This window comes from Pedobacter sp. BS3 (assembly GCF_008274585.1).
GTDB lineage: Bacteria > Bacteroidota > Bacteroidia > Sphingobacteriales > Sphingobacteriaceae > Hufsiella_A.
In genome coordinates, this window is record NZ_VTRT01000003.1 from 608315 (window position 1) to 624509 (window position 16195).

A 16195-nucleotide genomic window follows, 5' to 3' on the forward strand; every position below is an offset into this window, starting at 1 on the left:
TTTACGACTTAGCAGTCAGGCGCAAAATTACAAAACACCCATATTATCTATATAGTATGCATCTTCTATTAGCCTGCCTCTCAAACAAACCAGTTATAGCATCCATTTAAAATATCATTACCACAAACGAATAAAATATTTTAGTATTTTTGAGTATTATGCAAACCACCTATCGTTTAACAGGAAATAAGTATGGCTTTTCTAAAGACTCTTAAAACTATGTTTGCAGGACAAGAAGTCGAAATTACGGTGAAATCGGTAAAGCCACAAGAAAAAACACAAACCGGCCTGCTCGAAATGATTCAGCAAAACCGGCAACAAGCACCCAAAATATCCCAGGAAACAGATATTCGTCGCCTTATTGATGACTCTCAATATCCTACCGAATAATTAACACGACGTATATTGATACAGATGTACTGATTCATTCCCTGGTTAATCAGAATACAGATCTGCATTTAAAAGCCAATAATATAATAGAGGCATTGGCCCTGGAAAATCGCTTTTCCATTTCATGGCTAAGTATACAGGAAGTTGGTTTTGTACCGGCGAAGCTCAGGCAGTCAGAATCTTTTATAATCTCAAAAGTGCATCCATTAATGTCTGCTATGCCGATACAATATGGGCTAATAGAATTTACCAGGGCAATAGAGCTGGCAAAGATTATCGGCTTTAAAGATTTTAACGATTGCCTGCATACCGCAATCGCGGAGCAATATTGCTCTGACATATATACCTGTAATTACAAAGATTTTATGCGTATTCAGCCTCATACTTCTTTATCAATTCATTTCCTGTAAGCAGATAAACAGCGTCAAATATTTTTGTATAAGAAATGCGGATTACAAATCCGGGATTATCAGCAACGGGATTGCAAATCCCGTCGAGCTATGGTTACAAATCCCGTCGAGCTATGGGATTGTATCGCTTTAACCAGATATGAATCTGGCACAAGCTAAGCCTCTGCACAAAGCAACCGCTTAAGCTTGCGCCAGATAAGATGAGCTCAGAAACAGCGGATTAATATCCACTATCATCTAATGCAAATGTATTCTTGCGTGTTTTCCATTTGCCACGGGTAAAGTCAGGAACTTCCTGTGGCTTATTGCCTTCTTTAATAGATTTCTCTGATAACGGACTGATTACGCTCATTGTTACCGAATCATACACATCAATCGGTGTTTGTTTCTTTTCTTTCACGGCTTTAACAAAAGCGTTAAACACAAACCAGTCTATACCGCCATGTCCTGCACCTTTAGCATTTGATCCGTACTTCTTCCACAGCGGATGATCGTATTTTTCAAACCACTCCTTGGTTGAATCCCATTGATCATCTTTCTTCGACTGATGTTCAATATAGATTGATTTGGCTACATCCATCCAGATACCTTTGGTTCCCTGTACCCTGAAACCAATAGAGTATGGCCTTGGCAGGTGTGTATCGTGCGTCAGCAAAACGGTTTCGCCATTGGCGCAATTCAACATCGTGGTAACCACATCGCCCTCTTTATAGTTAATTTTAGCGTTCGGATGTCCGGGCGACAGTTCTTCCACATAAGCGGCAAGTCCGCGGGCCTTAGAGCTAAAAGACACCAGGTTGGTAAAGCGGTTACCCCGGTTAATGTCAATATATTGCATTACCGGGCCTGCACCATGCGTCGGGTACAAATCGCCGTCCCGGTCAATGTTGAACTGGGTTCGCCATTGGGCTTCGCTATATCCCTCTTTACCAAATTTCACTCCGCCTCCGTAAGCCTGTTTTCCATCGTTAAACAGCACATTACGTAAATCGTGCTGATATCCGCCTTCAAGATGCACCAGCTCGCCGAACAAGCCCTGGCGCACCATATTTAATACGGCCAGCACATCCCGGCGATAACATACGTTTTCAAGCGTCATATAGGGTACACCCGTTTTCTCGGATGTATTCACAATATCCCAATGGTCTTGTACGGTTAAACCGGCAATTACCTCGCAACCCACGTATTTCCCAGCCTTCATGGCATCAACAGCCTGATCGCGGTGAAACTGCCAGGGTGTAGAAATAATTACAGCATCAATATCTTTTCTGTCCAGAAGTTTTTTATAAGCATCCAGGCCGCCGGTATATTCCTGTGCTGCCGGCTTACCGGCTTTGGCAATCTGCTCACGGCAATGTTTCAGCGAATCTTCCTGCGTATCGCATATCGCTACAATTTCAACATCGTCACGCAGTAACGCCGAGCCAATATGAACACGGCCACGCATACCTACTCCGATGTAGCCTAACCGTACTTTTCCTGTATCGGCAAACAGGCTGCCCGATGGTAAAATGGCAAAGCCCGCTGCCGCAATAGCCGAATTTTTAATAAAATCTCTTCTTTCCATGTTTAATTTTAATTGTTGTGTATAGATTACTGCCATGAAGTTAGGATTAACTATGACCTTAACCGAATTTTAACCCGATTATTACAACGCAAACGTTTGATATTTTACAATGAGGACATTCCGGAATGCCTTATTTCAAATAGTTGTCGGCTGGTGAAGACACCAGCCCCGGCAAGCCGTCGTCGCCACCGCCTGCAAAAATAAATATGATGCAACCATTTGAAAATGCATCCGCATTTCTCATATTTTACATTACAGTGCAAAATTCCTACTTTTAGGCTGCTTCTTTACCCGTGCGCATGTCAGACAAACCCGCTACCATAAAAGAAATTGCCAGGCTCTTGAACATTTCGGTATCAACCGTTTCACGGGCATTGCATGATCATCCGAGCATCGGCCTTACTACCCGTATCAAAGTTAAAAAGTTAGCGCAGGAACTACGGTATGAGCCTAATCAAACCGCTATATTCTTCCAGAAAGGCAAAACATACACTATCGGTGTTATCCTGCCCGAACTTTCTGAAGATTTCTTTTCATCCGCTATCAGCGCCATTGAAGATACGGCATATAAACGGAATTATACGGTTTTGCTGGCCCAATCGCACGATGATGAACAAAAGGAAAAACAGTTGGTAGAAAAGATGAAAAATCACCGGGTGGATGGCCTGCTGGTATCGGTAGCTAAAACCACTGCCAGCTTTGAGCATTTTGATATGCTTAAGCGATATCATATTCCTACGGTATTTTTTGACCGCATCCCTCCTATCCCGGATATTCATTATGTAGCCTGCAATATTGAAACCGGTACAATAGAAGCAGTGAGCTACCTGCTGAAACGCGGACATCGGACTATCGGCATGATAAACGGCCCCGCCACGCTATACGCCAGCAGCGAACGTCGCGAAGGGTATATTAAGGCCATGCTGAAAAACCGGCTAAAGTTTGACCCCAGCCTGGTTGTAAGCTGCGACCTTACCGAAGAAAGCACTCAGGCCGCCGTAGATGTGTTAATGGCCAATAAACGAAAACCATCGGCTATTGTAACATTTAACGATTATGTATCGCTTTTTACCATTAAATATGCCCGAAGCCTGAACCTGATAAAAGATATTGAGATTGTAAGCTATGCCAATCTTCCGGTAATTAATTACCTGGATCATACGCCGGTAGCTTCGGTAGAGCAGTTTCCCTATCAGCAGGGCCAGAAAGCCACCGAAATTTTACTGGATCTGCTCAATACCAAAAATGAACAGCAGGCATTTTATCAAACCATTATTGAATCGCAACTGGTAGAAAACAACGCTGTACATTGATACAGGCAAAATAAATCAAACGTTTGCGCAGAGAGTTAAGCCAATAATTCGTTAGGTTTGAGGGTAAATTTAATACGCATGCTTGGTGATATTCTTAAGGCTTTTGACCTGCAACCAGACAAATTTATTATTGAAGAATTTGGCAGCGGACTGATAAACCATACCTGGAAAGTCCGTAGAAATACTAACTCTTATATTCTTCAGCGGGTTAATACAAACGTTTTCAAGCATCCCGATCAGATTTCTGAAAATATTGAAAAAATAGACAATTACCTGGCACAACGTTATCCCAGGTATTTGTTTGTTTCGCCGGTTCGTACCCGGGATGGTAAATTCATGGTAAAAAACGGTAACGATTATTACCGGCTGGCGCCGTTTGTTGAAGGCTCTCATACCATAGATACGGTTTACACCGTGAAGCAGGCTTACCAGGCAGCAAGCCAGTTTGGTAAATTTACCTGTTTGCTTTCTGATTTTGACGCTAACAGCCTGCACTATACGCTTCCGGATTTTCACAACCTGTCGTTACGCATTGATCAGTTCAAAAGTGCTTATCACAACGCTCGTCCTGAACGAATCAAGGCTGCTCAGGCAGCTATTGACGAGGCTAATAAGCATCAGCATATTGCCGATCTATACGAGCATATTGTCAGCAATAATCACATTCCGAAACGGGTTATTCATCACGATACCAAAATCAGCAATGTACTGTTTGATGATGAGGATAACGGGCTTTGCGTTATTGACCTGGACACGGTAATGCCGGGTTACTTTATCAGCGACTTAGGTGATATGATGCGCACTTACCTGTCGCCGGCCAATGAGGAAGAAAAGGATTTCAGCAAAATCAGCGTGCGGGTTGAGTTCTTTAAAGCCATTATTGAGGGATATTATACCCAGTTAGCCCATTCGCTTACCGCCGAAGAAAAAGACCTGTTTGTTTATGCCGGCAAATTCATCATTTATATGCAGGCTATCCGTTTCCTTACCGATTACCTCAATAATGATATTTATTACGGAGAAGCCTATCCCGGCCATAACCTGGTAAGGGCGCAAAACCAGTTTGTATTGCTCAACAAATACATCGAAGCAGAACTGCAGTTTCAGGAAATTGTTCTGGGTTTCAGGGATGATGTTAAAATAGGATGATTAAAGCGAGAGTTGAGCAAAGTAAAATCCTAACCATTCACATTGGTGTCGGGTTAATATTGGTATAAGTCAGTGATACTAACGCCGACCAAGTTGTTTATTATTGCTTTCGCCCTTTGAAATTCTGATATTTAGAGCAACATTGGATGAGCACGGAATGAATAGATGGGGGGTTGTGAATTGCTTTCGCCCTTTGAAATTCTGATATTTAGAGCAACTCTTTTTTGTACGACCATGCAAATTGACCTGTTGTGAATTGCTTTCGCCCTTTGAAATTCTGATATTTAGAGCAACTAAGGCGACTTTGCTTATTGACTGATATATTGAAAAAATCAAATTATTAATTAAAATATAAATTTTATGAAAAATTTAATTTACACTTCCATTCTATTACTATTATTAAGCTCTTGTACAGTTAAGCAAATGGCAAGTTCTATAATAACTGTTGATTATCGCCCTTATTCTCAATCTGGATTCTTTATAACAGAATCAAATAGTGTGAACTTTGAATATACGCCATTGTCTAATGTCCAGAGCTATATATCAACTGGCTATGAGAAAGAAAAGGGTGACGAAATACCTAAAAAAGAAATTGATAATGTTTATGGGAATAGATATGAAGGCAAAATAAAGGTTATTTCAGCAACAGCACAAAAGGCAGTTGATTTATTAGTTGATAATGCTAAATCACAGGGTGCTAATGCAATCATAAATTTAAAAATAACCCCTATTTATAGCACTTCAAGTGGATTTAGTTTTATCCAAGGCTATTCAGCCTCTGGCATGGCGATAAAAAGGTGAAATAAAAGATATGGCAGCTAAAAAGAAACCAAACGAGCAAATAATACTCCAGCAGGAGATTGCTTTTAGTGTAGCCGGAAAAGATGAGAAAGACCATACCCTTAGCTGGGAGATATTAAAGAAGATAGGCGACAATACGCAACGCCTTATTGATGTTTTAATGAAGTACGCCAATACTAAGGATAAAATATCACCAGACCTAACGAAATTAGTTTTTACAGGCTTTTATCCCGGGTCTGCGCAACCGGCCTGGCGCATTAAAGAACTTCCCAACTTATTATTTCCCTTGGATGATGAGATGAAAGAATTAAACCATGATTTCAACTTTGTTATTCAAAATATAAATAAGGGTAATTTTAAGGCCATTGCGGATAAATATGATATTCCTGAAATAAGAAATGAGGTCATTGATGCGGTTTATAGTTTCAGCAATTCGGCAGGCACAAAGCCATTTACTATTATTAAAAGACTGCCTGATGGCAAACAGCAATATAAAAGTATCGCTAAGGTAAGACGAATGGATATAACTCATAAAAATGAGCTATACGCCAAAACGCCAAAAGAAAACCTGAAAAACAATGAACGCATAGAGGTATTCGCATCACTTAAAGTCAGTTCATTAGAAAGCAAAAAGCCTAAATTTTACAAAAAAGACTTGCATCTTTACACTGAAAAAGAAACAACATTGGCGGTCAGGCTGGAGTATATCGAGACAGAGCATAGAATCTATCATTTAAGGAGTGAGATTCCATTTACCTTAAATAAGGTAGATAAATCTGCATATACAATAGATAGTCCATTACTGGATATTTATGCTTACGGTAATAGCATCAAAGAGGCCGAAGAGGATTTTTACAGTCAGTTTGATTACACCTATCAAAGAATAGCAGGGCTTCCTGATAAACAGTTAAGTGAGCATTTGCAGCGTGCTAAGCAGTTTATATTGTTATTAGTTGATAATGTAAAAAACAAATAATGGCTGTTCTAAAAGACAAAAAGACCCGGCAAAACCTGCTTAAAAAAGGGTTTGTAAATTCTGATTCCCATCATCATTTTTATGAATTTTGGCATAATGGCACATTAATAGCCAAAACCAGGACAAGCCATAACGGGCAGGATATAGATGATTACCTTATTAAATCTATGAGCCAGCAATGCAAAGTAGATAAGGACTTTTTCAAAGCTTTTGCAAAATGCACCAAATCTCAAAATGATTATATCAATGAGCTTATTAAGAATAATATAATCACAAGCTCTAAATAATTATTTACCATGCCCAAAATAACCTACGAGGTAGATAAAGAGATTGCCGCCCGGCTAAAATACTTTAGAAAAACATATTGCGGCACGCTTGAAGAAGTTAGCGCTAAGACAGACATCACCGTTAAAGTGCTTAATTATTCGGAACGGGGATTAAGGGAAATTCCTTTACGCTTAGTTGCGGGGTATGCCGTTCATTACAATCTAAATGTATATTGACTGTTATTCAACACTGTTGTGAATTGCTTTCGCCCTTTGAAATTCTGATATTTAGAGCAACCCGTGTTGCTTTTCTAATTCAACACCATACGTTGTGAAAACATTCAAGGCGGGGCAACTCGCCTTTCTTATTTACATCAACTCCCTTTTATTCCCTAAACTTCTTTATACTAACCTAACGAAGCAATATTTCCCCCCCCTGAGAGCGTCGGCAGCAAATGGTTAGCAAAAGCAAGTTACACATTTAACCTTAATGCACAAAAAAACGTATAGAAACATATTATTATCAGACCACATATCGAATCAGGATGTGTACTAAGTCCTCAAAGCGCACATCATCAGTTAACCTTGAGTTAATCAGTGTAATTATTTAAACGGTATTTATAGGTATATTATTCGTATCTTGTTCGTCTATCATTCGACTAATTACGAATAAAATAGCTATTAATTATAAGTTATATATTATTATTGGTATCTTTAATTTCACAAAATTCACTCACACCTTTATGCAGGAGAATGTTACTTATGGGACGATTAAAATATGGCATTAACGGACCGGTAAGCGGCAAGGTTGGCAATGTAGTAGGCGCTACCTGGAGAGACATCGCATATATCAGGGCCTTACCGGCAAAGCCTGCCAAACGAACAAGCGGACAACTGGCCAACCAGAGCCGTTTTGCGACTGTAAACAAATGGCTGGCCCCTTTTAAACCGTTTACCAGCATCGGGTTAATGTATTATTCCGGGCGAATGACCGCTTATAACGCCGCTTATAATCTGAACCACCGGCTGTTACCTTTACAGGACGAAAGCGATGAAACTGTAGATTACGCCTCATTGGTATTAAGTGACGGCGATCTGCTGGGTGCAGATGAACCGGCGGTACAGGTAACCAACACCGGCATTGCAGAAATAAGCTGGAAGTCCCGCTATAATCACAGAGCCAAAGTCTCCGACGAGCTGATGGTGTTACTATACCTGCCCGAACAACACGACAGTATTTTTACAATAGCCCAGGCTACACGTGGGGACCTTCACTATACACTGGCCTATGATGTTAAACTACAAGGTTACCGTTCCGAGCTTTTTATCGGGTTTGCCTCTGCCGACCGAAAACGGGTTTCACGTAGTCAGTACCTGGGCAGTGTTATCTTGTAATACCTGGGTAACCGTTAAAATATTTTTACACTCGATAATAGCACAGCCGGGCACTTTTACACTTCCATCCTTTAACATACAACCTATTTCCCCTGCTGTTCTATAACCACCGTGCTGATCTTCCCGGTAAAAGGAAAAGGTCCGCTATACGATTTAGAAACCGGTGAATTCATGCTTTTACCTACCGATATGCCTACGCTATAGGCAGTATTACCCAGCAAACCTTTAGCTGCATTGGTCGGCATGACCGCCAGTTCCTGTTCATCGGCAAGCAGGCGTACCTTATCTGTTAAGAATTCCACACGGATAGTATGTTTACCTGTCGCCAAAGGCGCTGATGCCTGCAAGGATACTTCTTTCTGCGCCTTATTCATTACGAAATGCACCAGGCCGTTTTTAATATAGAGTACATTGCCACCGAATAAATCGCCATGAGCAAAAATAATCCCTTCGTTATTTGTGTTGGTTATTTCAATATTCGCCGTGATCTTCACCGGTAATTTGCCGATCGGTACCGGGAAACGGGAGGAACTTTGCCCGTATAATACCGTTTGGGGTTTCACCCGGTCTTTTGGCGTTCCCTCATGAAAGTCCTTAAGCGGATACACATGATTTTTGATGGCTTCCTGCCCGAAGAGCGCCTTCAGCTCTTTCAGCTTTTCAGGATACTTTGCAGCCAGGTTTGTGGTCTCCGTCCAGTCGTTATTCAGGTTATATAATTCCCATTGATCCTCATTATAATCCAGCGGTGCACGAAAATTAATATCCCGGGTATCCGGGCCGGATTCGGGCCTGAGCTTATAGGTTTTAGGGTGATAGGCTTCGGCCTTCCAGCCATCCTTATACATGGCCCGTCCGCCATGCAGCTCATAATACTGTACCGTATGTTTTGAGGGTGCATCAGGTTGGTTTATGGAATAGGCGAAACTGATACCCTGTATGGGCATTTGCGGATACCCGTTAATGGTATCGGGAATGGTTGTACCGGTTAGCTCTACCGTGGTCGGCAATACATCGATCACGTGGTTATACTGCATCCGTACGCCCCCCTTATCGTGAATACCTTTAGGATAGAATACGATCAGCGGCAATGACTGCCGCCCTCGCCATTGGCATCGCTCTTCCAGTATTTAAAGGGGGTATTGGTAGCCTGGGCCCAGCCCAGCGGGATAGTTGTATAGGTAGTTTCAGAGCCCAATTCATCGTACTTGCTCAACAAATAGTCCATGCCCTCGCCATGTTCCACATCGCCTGCATTAAAGCCATTGCGTGTACCGGCACGGCCATAATAGCTGCCCTCTTTGGTGGCGCCGTTGTCGCCGATCATGACAAAAATAAGGGTATTGTCCAGTTGACCGATATCCCGCAGGTAATCAATAAGCCGGCCAATCTCATGATCGGTATAAGACAAATATCCCGCGTATACTTCCATAAAATGTGCAAGTACTTTCTGTTCATCACCCGACAGGGAATTCCAGGCTTTTAATCCCGGTTGGCGAGGCGGCAGCTTCGTTCCTTTGGGAAACAAGCCCATAGCCTGCTGACGTTTAAATACGTCTTCACGATAACTATCCCAGCCTTTATCAAACTTACCCTTATACTCCGCGATCCATTCGGGCGCTACCTGTGCCGGGGCGTGTGTTGCACCAGGGGCGTAATACATAAAAAACGGTTTACCGGGCGCTGCCGATTTTTGATCGGCAATGTATTGAATGGCTTTGTCGGTTATCAGCTGATTGAGATGCTTCTTATTCGGTTCGATATTGATCTGACTGGTTTCTTCCACCATTTCAGGATGCCATTGATCGGTAGCACCGGCCATAAATCCGTAAAAGTGCTCAAATCCACGTCCCGTTGGCCACCGGTTAAAGGGGCCTGCGGGCGATATCTGATCTGGCCGGGTAGAATGCCATTTTCCCAGGGCAAACGTATTATAGCCATTTTCACGCATGATTTCAGCAATAGTGCCTGCCTCAAACGGAATATCGCCATTATATCCGGGGAAACCTGCCGCCCAGTCGGGATGATGACCCATACCCACCATGTGATGATTACGACCTGTTAACAGGGCCGCCCGGGTAGGCCCGCAAATGGCGGTATTATGGGCATTGGTATAGCGCAAGCCGTTATTGGCCAGGTAATCAAACGTGGGTGTTTCTATCAGGCCGCCAAAGGCACTGGCAGCGCCAAAACCCGTGTCGTCCAGCAATATCCAGATCACATTTGGAGCATCTGTAGGCGCTTTTACTTTGGGCGCCCACCATTGCCGTGAATCGGCCAGTGTCCGACCAACTTTGCCCTGAAACGGTTGTATAGGATCATGCTGCGCCCATCCGCGAGAAGCGATCAGCGACAGCATCAGGATGATCGCGAAAGCATTAACCCGCATTAATCTGTTTTTGTTCATGGTATATCTGCCTGTTAATTATCCTCGGTTGGCTCGCCGAAATTCCACTCGGGAATAACCGCCAACCTGCGGGTTTGAAAACAGGCTTCGGCTTTACGTACCAGATCCGGGTGCTGCTTAGCCACATTATTTTTTTCCGACATATCCTGTTTCAGGTTATACAGTTCTATCTTAACCTGGTTGTTCCCGGTTATTTTCAGCGCTTTCCAATCGCCGAAACGTACGGCCTGCTCATGCATACTTTTACCATTTTTGCCATGGCGCTCCCAATATAAAAATTCATGCTGCTGCTGTGCTCCCTGTTGTTTTAGCGTGGGCAAAAATGAGACGCCATCTATTCCTTTTACATGTTTTACACCGGCAGCATCCAGAAAGGTAGGCATCAGATCCCAAATGGCGCTTAAATGGCCGGATGTGGTTCCCGGTTTTATAACGCCGGGCCAGCAGGCAATAAAAGGCTCTTTGATACCGCCCTCGTAAATGGTTCCCTTACGGCCCCGCAAAGTTCCGCTGCACCCGAAATAATCCGGATCACAGCCGCCTACCTTGGCCGCACCGTTATCGCCGGTAAATACAATCAGCGTATTTTTATCCAATCCGTGTTTTTTAAGCAAGGCTACTACCTCTCCTACATAACTATCCAGCAAGGAGATCATGGCCGCATAGGTGGCCCGGGGATACTGGTTGGGAATATATCCTTTTTCTGCCAGGTAAGGTTTATCATCAAATTTACCTTTGTATTGTGCCAGCGCCCTGTCAGGAACCTGCAAGGCCATGTGCGGAAGCGTATAGGCCATTTCTAAAAAGAATGGTTTATCCTTGTGTGCTTCAATGAATTTCAGGGTCTCCCGGTGAATGGTATCGGCCGAATAGACCTTGCCTTTATAGACGGCATACGAACCCGGATCGTTAGGATCATTGATCTTTATATTTTTAGGATGTACGCTTACATAGGTATTCGGCAACGGCTCCCGTACTTCATTACGCCATAAATGTGTAGGATAATAATTTTGTGCCTGCTTCTGATCCAGGTATCCGTAAAAGAAGTCGATACCCTGCAGGTTAGGCACCCCGGTAGAATTCGGGCCACCTACGCCCCACTTGCCGGTTACTGCAGTTACATAACCGGCTTTCTGAAGCTCAGTGCCCATGGTTTGCATATTAGCCTGTAAAGGCATCTGCCCGTATTCCAGCGAATCGGCATAACCGCCCAGCTCATGGTTCCCGCGTATCAATCCATGCCCCTGGTGCATACCGGTTAGTAAACTTCCACGGCTTGGCGAGCACATCTGGTTGGAATAAAAGTTGGTGAACGTCATGCCATTGGCTGCCAGCTTATCCAGGTTAGGCGTTTTGATCAGTTTTTGTCCAAAAGCGCCCAGGCTGTAATATCCCAGGTCATCGGCCAGGATAAAAATAATATTTGGCTTTTGCTGGGCTATAACTGCTTCTGCAGCCAGGCCATAGCACAGTAGCACTAATATAAATTTCCTCATTGGTATGGTTTATTTATAGGTTTTTATCCTGATTTATTACCCGGCACTGAATATTGGCTTGTCTAATCCTGTCCGCATTACAATTTATCCGGCCAGGGAACCTGCTGCCCGCCTGCCTTATACGAGGGCATTAAAGCGCCCCAGCTTCTGAACTGCTCTCCCAGTAAAGCGGCCAGTTTTTTCACCTTATCGGGATATTGCGCCGCCAGGTCATGTTGTTCGCCAATATCGGTCTTCAGGTTATACAATTCCAGCTTTTTAGTGAGCATGCGGTAAACCAGCTTCCAATCGCCCTGGCGTATGGCGCTCAGGTAATCAATATCGTGCAGGTCTTTTTTCTTCCATTTATTGGGATAATGCCAGGTAAATATCCTGTCGGGATATACGTTACTATTCCCTTTCAGGATAGGCACAAAGGTTTTACCGTCAACCGGCTGTACCACTTTAGGATTTTTGACACCGGCCATCTCCAGCAGGCTGGGAAAATAATCTTCGATAATTACCGGCTGATCGGTCACCGAACCGGGTTTTACCACGCCTGGCCACTTTACGATCATAGGTTCGCGGATACCGCCTTCGTACACCGAACCCTTGCCTTCACGCAACGGCAAATTACCGGTATGTAGCTTATCTCCCTTGGCCGGCGATATGCTATTTCCGCCGTTATCAGACATGAACAGGATAATGGTGTTCTGATCTATATTCTTCTGCTTCAGGAAATCCATGATATCGCCCAGGCTTTTGTCCATGCCTTCGATCATGCTGGCATACTTTGCCTGTGCCGAGTCCAGGCCGGCTTTCAGGTATTTATCAAAGAAACGGTCATCGGCATTTACCGGAAGATGTACGGCATAATGCGCCATATATAAAAAGAACGGCTGGTGGGTACGGATGGGATGATCCAGGGTTTTAAGCGCCTCGCGTGTGAGCGCTTCGGTAAGGAAGGTATGCGTACCGTAATATTCCGTCATGTTCTGAACGGCATAATACGTGGTCTTACCGGGTATGTTGCCATAGTTATCCTCGCTCAGGTAACTCTGCGGCATACCAGCCACATTACCGGCTACATTGACCAGGAAACCCATATTATACGGGCTGGCTCCCGGTGTGCCTGCCGCCGCCCAATGCGCTTTACCAACATGAATGGTGAAATAACCGGCTTCCTTGAGCAGCTCTGCCAGCGGCGTGGCATATACCGTCTGCGAAATACCTTTGACCGGGCTCATGCCATTAATATTCCAGTCAGGAGTTTTCAGGGGATTTTTCTCATGATCAAAATCAGATGGTTCATCTTTCAGCACCGATGTCCAGTTGGTTACCCGGTGGTGGGCTGCATTCATTCCCGACATAAAGCTTACCCGCGATGGTGTACATACCGGCGCTGCGTAGGCATGGGTAAACTTCATGCCTTCGGTAGCCAAACGCTCCATATTGGGCGTGTGAAAACGTTTATTTAAGGGCATTACCTTATCGCCAAAAGGCAGCGAGGTATCCATCCAGCCCATATCATCTACCAGGAATACAATAATATTAGGTTTCTGTTGCGCATGCAGCCCTGCACTGGCTAATAATACCATGATGCAGAGTATAAACGAAATTCTTTTTGCTGTAAAAGACCGGTTCATGAAGTAAGAATTAATTGGTTACAGATCATTATGTTTTTGCCCGGCATTAATCACCGATAAAAACAAAACCAAATTAAACAAATAAAAACAAAAAGAATATAGAATAATAATATTTTTTAAGAATTTTAAAAAGACCGGGTGATCAATTCATCTTTCGTGAAATATCCCAGACAAAAACATTAAGAAGGTCACGCCGGGAGCATTGGCGTTTTATTTATTACCATGAATTTTGTGTGAAAATCTTACAAGTTTTGCATGAAAAAACTCCGTGGTGTCTGGCCCGGGAATACCTCACGTGAAAATCTTCAGATAATCAGGCAGCTACCCTTCGTTAATTTTCTTCCACAGCATATCTTTCAGTTCGGTCAATCCGGTTTGGGCAACCGAAGAGATGAAAACAAAGGGAATACCGGCCGGTAGTTGCTGTTTCATTTCTGCAATCAGCTCATTATCCAGCATATCCGATTTGGTAATGGCCAATAGCCGGGGTTTATGCATCAGCTCTGCATTGTACTGCTGCAATTCATGGAGTAATATTTCATACTCTTGGCGGATGGTACGTGAAGTATCGGCAGGAACCATAAACAGCAGCACGGAATTACGTTCTATATGCCGCAAAAAGCGAAATCCCAAACCTTTACCCTGCGAAGCGCCTTCTATAATGCCGGGAATATCGGCTACAATAAACGACTTTCCATCACGGTAGGAAACAATGCCCAAATTAGGCACGATGGTAGTAAAGGGATAATCGGCAATTTCAGGTTTTGCAGCGGATATAACAGAAAGCAGGGTTGATTTTCCAGCATTGGGAAAGCCCACCAAACCTACATCGGCCAGCACTTTAAGCTCAAGGATCATCCACTCTTCTTTACCCGGTTCGCCGGGCTGTGCAAAACGCGGCGTTTGCAAGGTAGCGGTTTTAAAATGCCAGTTGCCTAAACCTCCCCGGCCACCGGGAGTAAGAATTTTTGTCTGCCCGTCGCGGGTTATTTCAAACAGTATTTCGCCGGTTTCGGCATTTCGGGCAATGGTTCCCAATGGAACTTCCAGTATTTCATCCGTTCCGTTTTTACCATGCTTAAGCGCACTGCCTCCGGGTGTGCCATTCTCAGCAATAACATGCTTACGGTATTTCAGGTGCAACAACGTCCAAAGCTGGCTGTTGCCTTTTAAGATAATATGTCCGCCACGGCCTCCGTCTCCCCCGTCAGGGCCACCTTTTGAAGTAAATTTATCGCGATGCAAATGGGCAGAGCCTGCCCCACCATGCCCTGAGCGGCAACAAATTTTTACATAATCTACAAAGTTTGAACCCTGAGACATGGATTTAAAAGCTTTAAGCTAAAGGATAAGGCGTAAGGTTAAAAATAAAAGAAAGTATCTATAAATAAGCGTCATTGCGAGGAAGCATGACGAAGCAATCTTTTAATTCAAGACTGCTCTCCTTATACAGGATTCCTCATAACAACGATACTATACATTTTAGATACTTTCTACAATTACTTAATACGAATCAATTACTGCAGTTAACTCGGCAAAGATCTGGTCAATATCGCCAATGCCGTTTACCCGTGTGAGCTTTCCTTGCGCTTCATAATAAGGCAGCACATGAATAGTTTTATTGAAATATTCGTCAATGCGTTTTTTCAGCTTATCGGCATCATCATCTACCCGGTTGGTCAGCTTTTTGCGTTCTGCAATACGACGGCTTAGCTCTTCCTGGTCTACATCCAACGCAATAACACCGGTTATAGCTGTTCCTTTGCTCTTTAAAAATGCGTCAAGCGCTTCTGCCTGAGGAACCGTACGCGGAAAGCCATCGAAAATAAAGCCCCTGGCATCTTTATTTTTATCAGCCTCTTCTTCAAGCATGGCTATGGTAATCGCGTCGGGTACTAACTGGCCATCGGCAATCAGCTGACTTACCTTTTTACCAAGCCCGGTCTGTTCCTGGATATGAGCCCTGAACAGATCGCCTGTTGAGATGTGCACTAACTGATATTTATCAATTAACTTTTGGGATTGAGTGCCTTTTCCCGCTCCGGGAGGGCCAAATATAACCAGGTTAAGCATTTAGTATGGGGTTTAAAATTAAAAGCCTTTCCGGTTTTTATAGGGCGAAAAGGCTTCTTACTAAACTTTAATTATCGTGGACCTGAAGGGAGTCGAACCCCTAACCTCCTGATCCGTAGTCAGGTGCTCTATCCAATTAAGCTACAGGTCCGTTTAATTGGACTGCAAAGATAGAAGTTTACCTTTAATCTGCTAAATATTTTTAAAAAAATATCGTCCATGCAGCAATATTGCCGTTTTCTAACGCAGGTGCAGGGTGACGGGACTTTTTGAGCCTAATCATCAGGCCGGCGTGCCAAAACGAACAGACAGGCAGCAAGGAACTGT

General features: G+C 43.6%; 16 protein-coding genes and 1 tRNA gene. 9 read left to right on the top strand and 8 right to left on the bottom strand.

Annotation, left to right across the window (positions count from 1 at the left end; translation table 11 throughout):
- Positions 1-192: 192 nt before the first annotated feature.
- On the top strand, positions 193-390 hold the full coding sequence (locus tag FW774_RS11465) for a hypothetical protein (RefSeq protein ID WP_149348306.1): 198 nt from the start codon (positions 193-195) through the stop codon (positions 388-390).
- A 14-nt stretch (positions 391-404) separates the two neighbouring features.
- Positions 405-800, top strand: a complete 396-nt coding sequence (locus FW774_RS11470; RefSeq protein WP_262714440.1) for a PIN domain-containing protein — start codon at positions 405-407, stop codon at positions 798-800.
- Positions 801-1020: 220 nt separating this feature from the next.
- On the opposite strand, the gene FW774_RS11475 is transcribed toward FW774_RS11470, so the two are convergent.
- Complete coding sequence (locus FW774_RS11475; protein WP_149348308.1) at positions 1021-2367, bottom strand: Gfo/Idh/MocA family protein; 1347 nt, start codon at positions 2365-2367, stop codon at positions 1021-1023.
- A 299-nt stretch (positions 2368-2666) separates the two neighbouring features.
- On the opposite strand from FW774_RS11475, the gene FW774_RS11480 reads away from it, so the two are divergent.
- From FW774_RS11480 to FW774_RS11510, 7 genes are all read left to right on the top strand, one after another.
- Positions 2667-3680 carry a LacI family DNA-binding transcriptional regulator gene (locus FW774_RS11480; RefSeq protein ID WP_149348309.1) on the top strand — a complete coding sequence of 338 codons (1014 nt, stop codon included), beginning with the start codon at positions 2667-2669 and terminating at the stop codon, positions 3678-3680.
- A gap of 78 nt (positions 3681-3758) precedes the next feature.
- Positions 3759-4829, top strand: coding sequence for a phosphotransferase enzyme family protein (locus FW774_RS11485; RefSeq protein ID WP_149348310.1), 1071 nt, complete (start codon positions 3759-3761; stop codon positions 4827-4829).
- Positions 4830-5189: 360 nt separating this feature from the next.
- On the top strand, positions 5190-5630 hold the full coding sequence (locus FW774_RS11490; protein ID WP_149348311.1) for a heavy metal-binding domain-containing protein: 441 nt from the start codon (positions 5190-5192) through the stop codon (positions 5628-5630).
- Positions 5631-5640: 10 nt separating this feature from the next.
- Complete coding sequence (locus FW774_RS11495; RefSeq protein ID WP_149348312.1) at positions 5641-6606, top strand: hypothetical protein; 966 nt, start codon at positions 5641-5643, stop codon at positions 6604-6606.
- Entirely contained in the window at positions 6606-6893 is a 288-nt protein-coding gene (locus FW774_RS11500; RefSeq protein WP_149348313.1) for a hypothetical protein, read from the top strand. The genes FW774_RS11495 and FW774_RS11500 overlap by 1 nt, the downstream gene beginning before the upstream one ends.
- A gap of 9 nt (positions 6894-6902) precedes the next feature.
- Positions 6903-7109, top strand: coding sequence for a hypothetical protein (locus FW774_RS11505; protein WP_149348314.1), 207 nt, complete (start codon positions 6903-6905; stop codon positions 7107-7109).
- A gap of 525 nt (positions 7110-7634) precedes the next feature.
- On the top strand, positions 7635-8267 hold the full coding sequence (locus FW774_RS11510) for a DUF6266 family protein (RefSeq protein ID WP_149348315.1): 633 nt from the start codon (positions 7635-7637) through the stop codon (positions 8265-8267).
- A gap of 83 nt (positions 8268-8350) precedes the next feature.
- Here the strand turns inward: FW774_RS11510 and FW774_RS11515 are convergent, their stop codons facing one another.
- The 7 genes from FW774_RS11515 to FW774_RS11545 all read right to left on the bottom strand — a co-directional run bounded on the left by FW774_RS11515 (position 8351) and on the right by FW774_RS11545 (position 16019).
- The gene (locus tag FW774_RS11515) at positions 8351-9358 is read right to left on the bottom strand and encodes a hypothetical protein (protein WP_149348316.1); all 1008 of its coding nucleotides are present in this window, start codon (positions 9356-9358) and stop codon (positions 8351-8353) included.
- Entirely contained in the window at positions 9349-10674 is a 1326-nt protein-coding gene (locus FW774_RS11520) for a sulfatase-like hydrolase/transferase (RefSeq protein ID WP_149348317.1), read from the bottom strand. Before FW774_RS11520 ends, FW774_RS11515 begins: the two co-directional genes overlap by 10 nt.
- Positions 10675-10688: 14 nt before the next feature.
- Positions 10689-12170 (bottom strand): arylsulfatase, encoded by a 1482-nt coding sequence (locus FW774_RS11525; RefSeq protein WP_149348318.1) that lies wholly within the window; start codon positions 12168-12170, stop codon positions 10689-10691.
- A gap of 77 nt (positions 12171-12247) precedes the next feature.
- Positions 12248-13795, bottom strand: a complete 1548-nt coding sequence (locus tag FW774_RS11530; RefSeq protein ID WP_242457802.1) for a sulfatase — start codon at positions 13793-13795, stop codon at positions 12248-12250.
- Between the two features lie 321 nt (positions 13796-14116).
- A complete protein-coding gene (gene obgE / locus FW774_RS11535; RefSeq protein WP_149348319.1) occupies positions 14117-15118 on the bottom strand; it encodes a GTPase ObgE in 1002 nt (333 codons plus the stop codon).
- 180 nt (positions 15119-15298) lie between these two features.
- Positions 15299-15868, bottom strand: a complete 570-nt coding sequence (locus FW774_RS11540) for an adenylate kinase (RefSeq protein WP_149348320.1) — start codon at positions 15866-15868, stop codon at positions 15299-15301.
- A 77-nt stretch (positions 15869-15945) separates the two neighbouring features.
- Positions 15946-16019 (bottom strand) — tRNA-Arg (locus FW774_RS11545).
- Positions 16020-16195: the final 176 nt, after the last annotated feature.

Bases quoted from the DNA above. Each gene is read 5' to 3' on its own strand.
- FW774_RS11465 (WP_149348306.1), top strand. From the start codon at position 193: ATGGCTTTTCTAAAGACTCTTAAAACTATGTTTGCAGGACAAGAAGTC.
- FW774_RS11475 (WP_149348308.1), bottom strand. From the start codon at position 2,367: ATGGAAAGAAGAGATTTTATTAAAAATTCGGCTATTGCGGCAGCGGGC.
- FW774_RS11480 (WP_149348309.1), top strand. From the start codon at position 2,667: ATGTCAGACAAACCCGCTACCATAAAAGAAATTGCCAGGCTCTTGAAC.
- FW774_RS11485 (WP_149348310.1), top strand. From the start codon at position 3,759: ATGCTTGGTGATATTCTTAAGGCTTTTGACCTGCAACCAGACAAATTT.
- FW774_RS11490 (WP_149348311.1), top strand. From the start codon at position 5,190: ATGAAAAATTTAATTTACACTTCCATTCTATTACTATTATTAAGCTCT.
- FW774_RS11495 (WP_149348312.1), top strand. From the start codon at position 5,641: ATGGCAGCTAAAAAGAAACCAAACGAGCAAATAATACTCCAGCAGGAG.
- FW774_RS11500 (WP_149348313.1), top strand. From the start codon at position 6,606: ATGGCTGTTCTAAAAGACAAAAAGACCCGGCAAAACCTGCTTAAAAAA.
- FW774_RS11505 (WP_149348314.1), top strand. From the start codon at position 6,903: ATGCCCAAAATAACCTACGAGGTAGATAAAGAGATTGCCGCCCGGCTA.
- FW774_RS11510 (WP_149348315.1), top strand. From the start codon at position 7,635: ATGGGACGATTAAAATATGGCATTAACGGACCGGTAAGCGGCAAGGTT.
- FW774_RS11520 (WP_149348317.1), bottom strand. From the start codon at position 10,674: ATGAACAAAAACAGATTAATGCGGGTTAATGCTTTCGCGATCATCCTG.
- FW774_RS11525 (WP_149348318.1), bottom strand. From the start codon at position 12,170: ATGAGGAAATTTATATTAGTGCTACTGTGCTATGGCCTGGCTGCAGAA.
- FW774_RS11530 (WP_242457802.1), bottom strand. From the start codon at position 13,795: ATGAACCGGTCTTTTACAGCAAAAAGAATTTCGTTTATACTCTGCATC.
- obgE (WP_149348319.1), bottom strand. From the start codon at position 15,118: ATGTCTCAGGGTTCAAACTTTGTAGATTATGTAAAAATTTGTTGCCGC.
- FW774_RS11540 (WP_149348320.1), bottom strand. From the start codon at position 15,868: ATGCTTAACCTGGTTATATTTGGCCCTCCCGGAGCGGGAAAAGGCACT.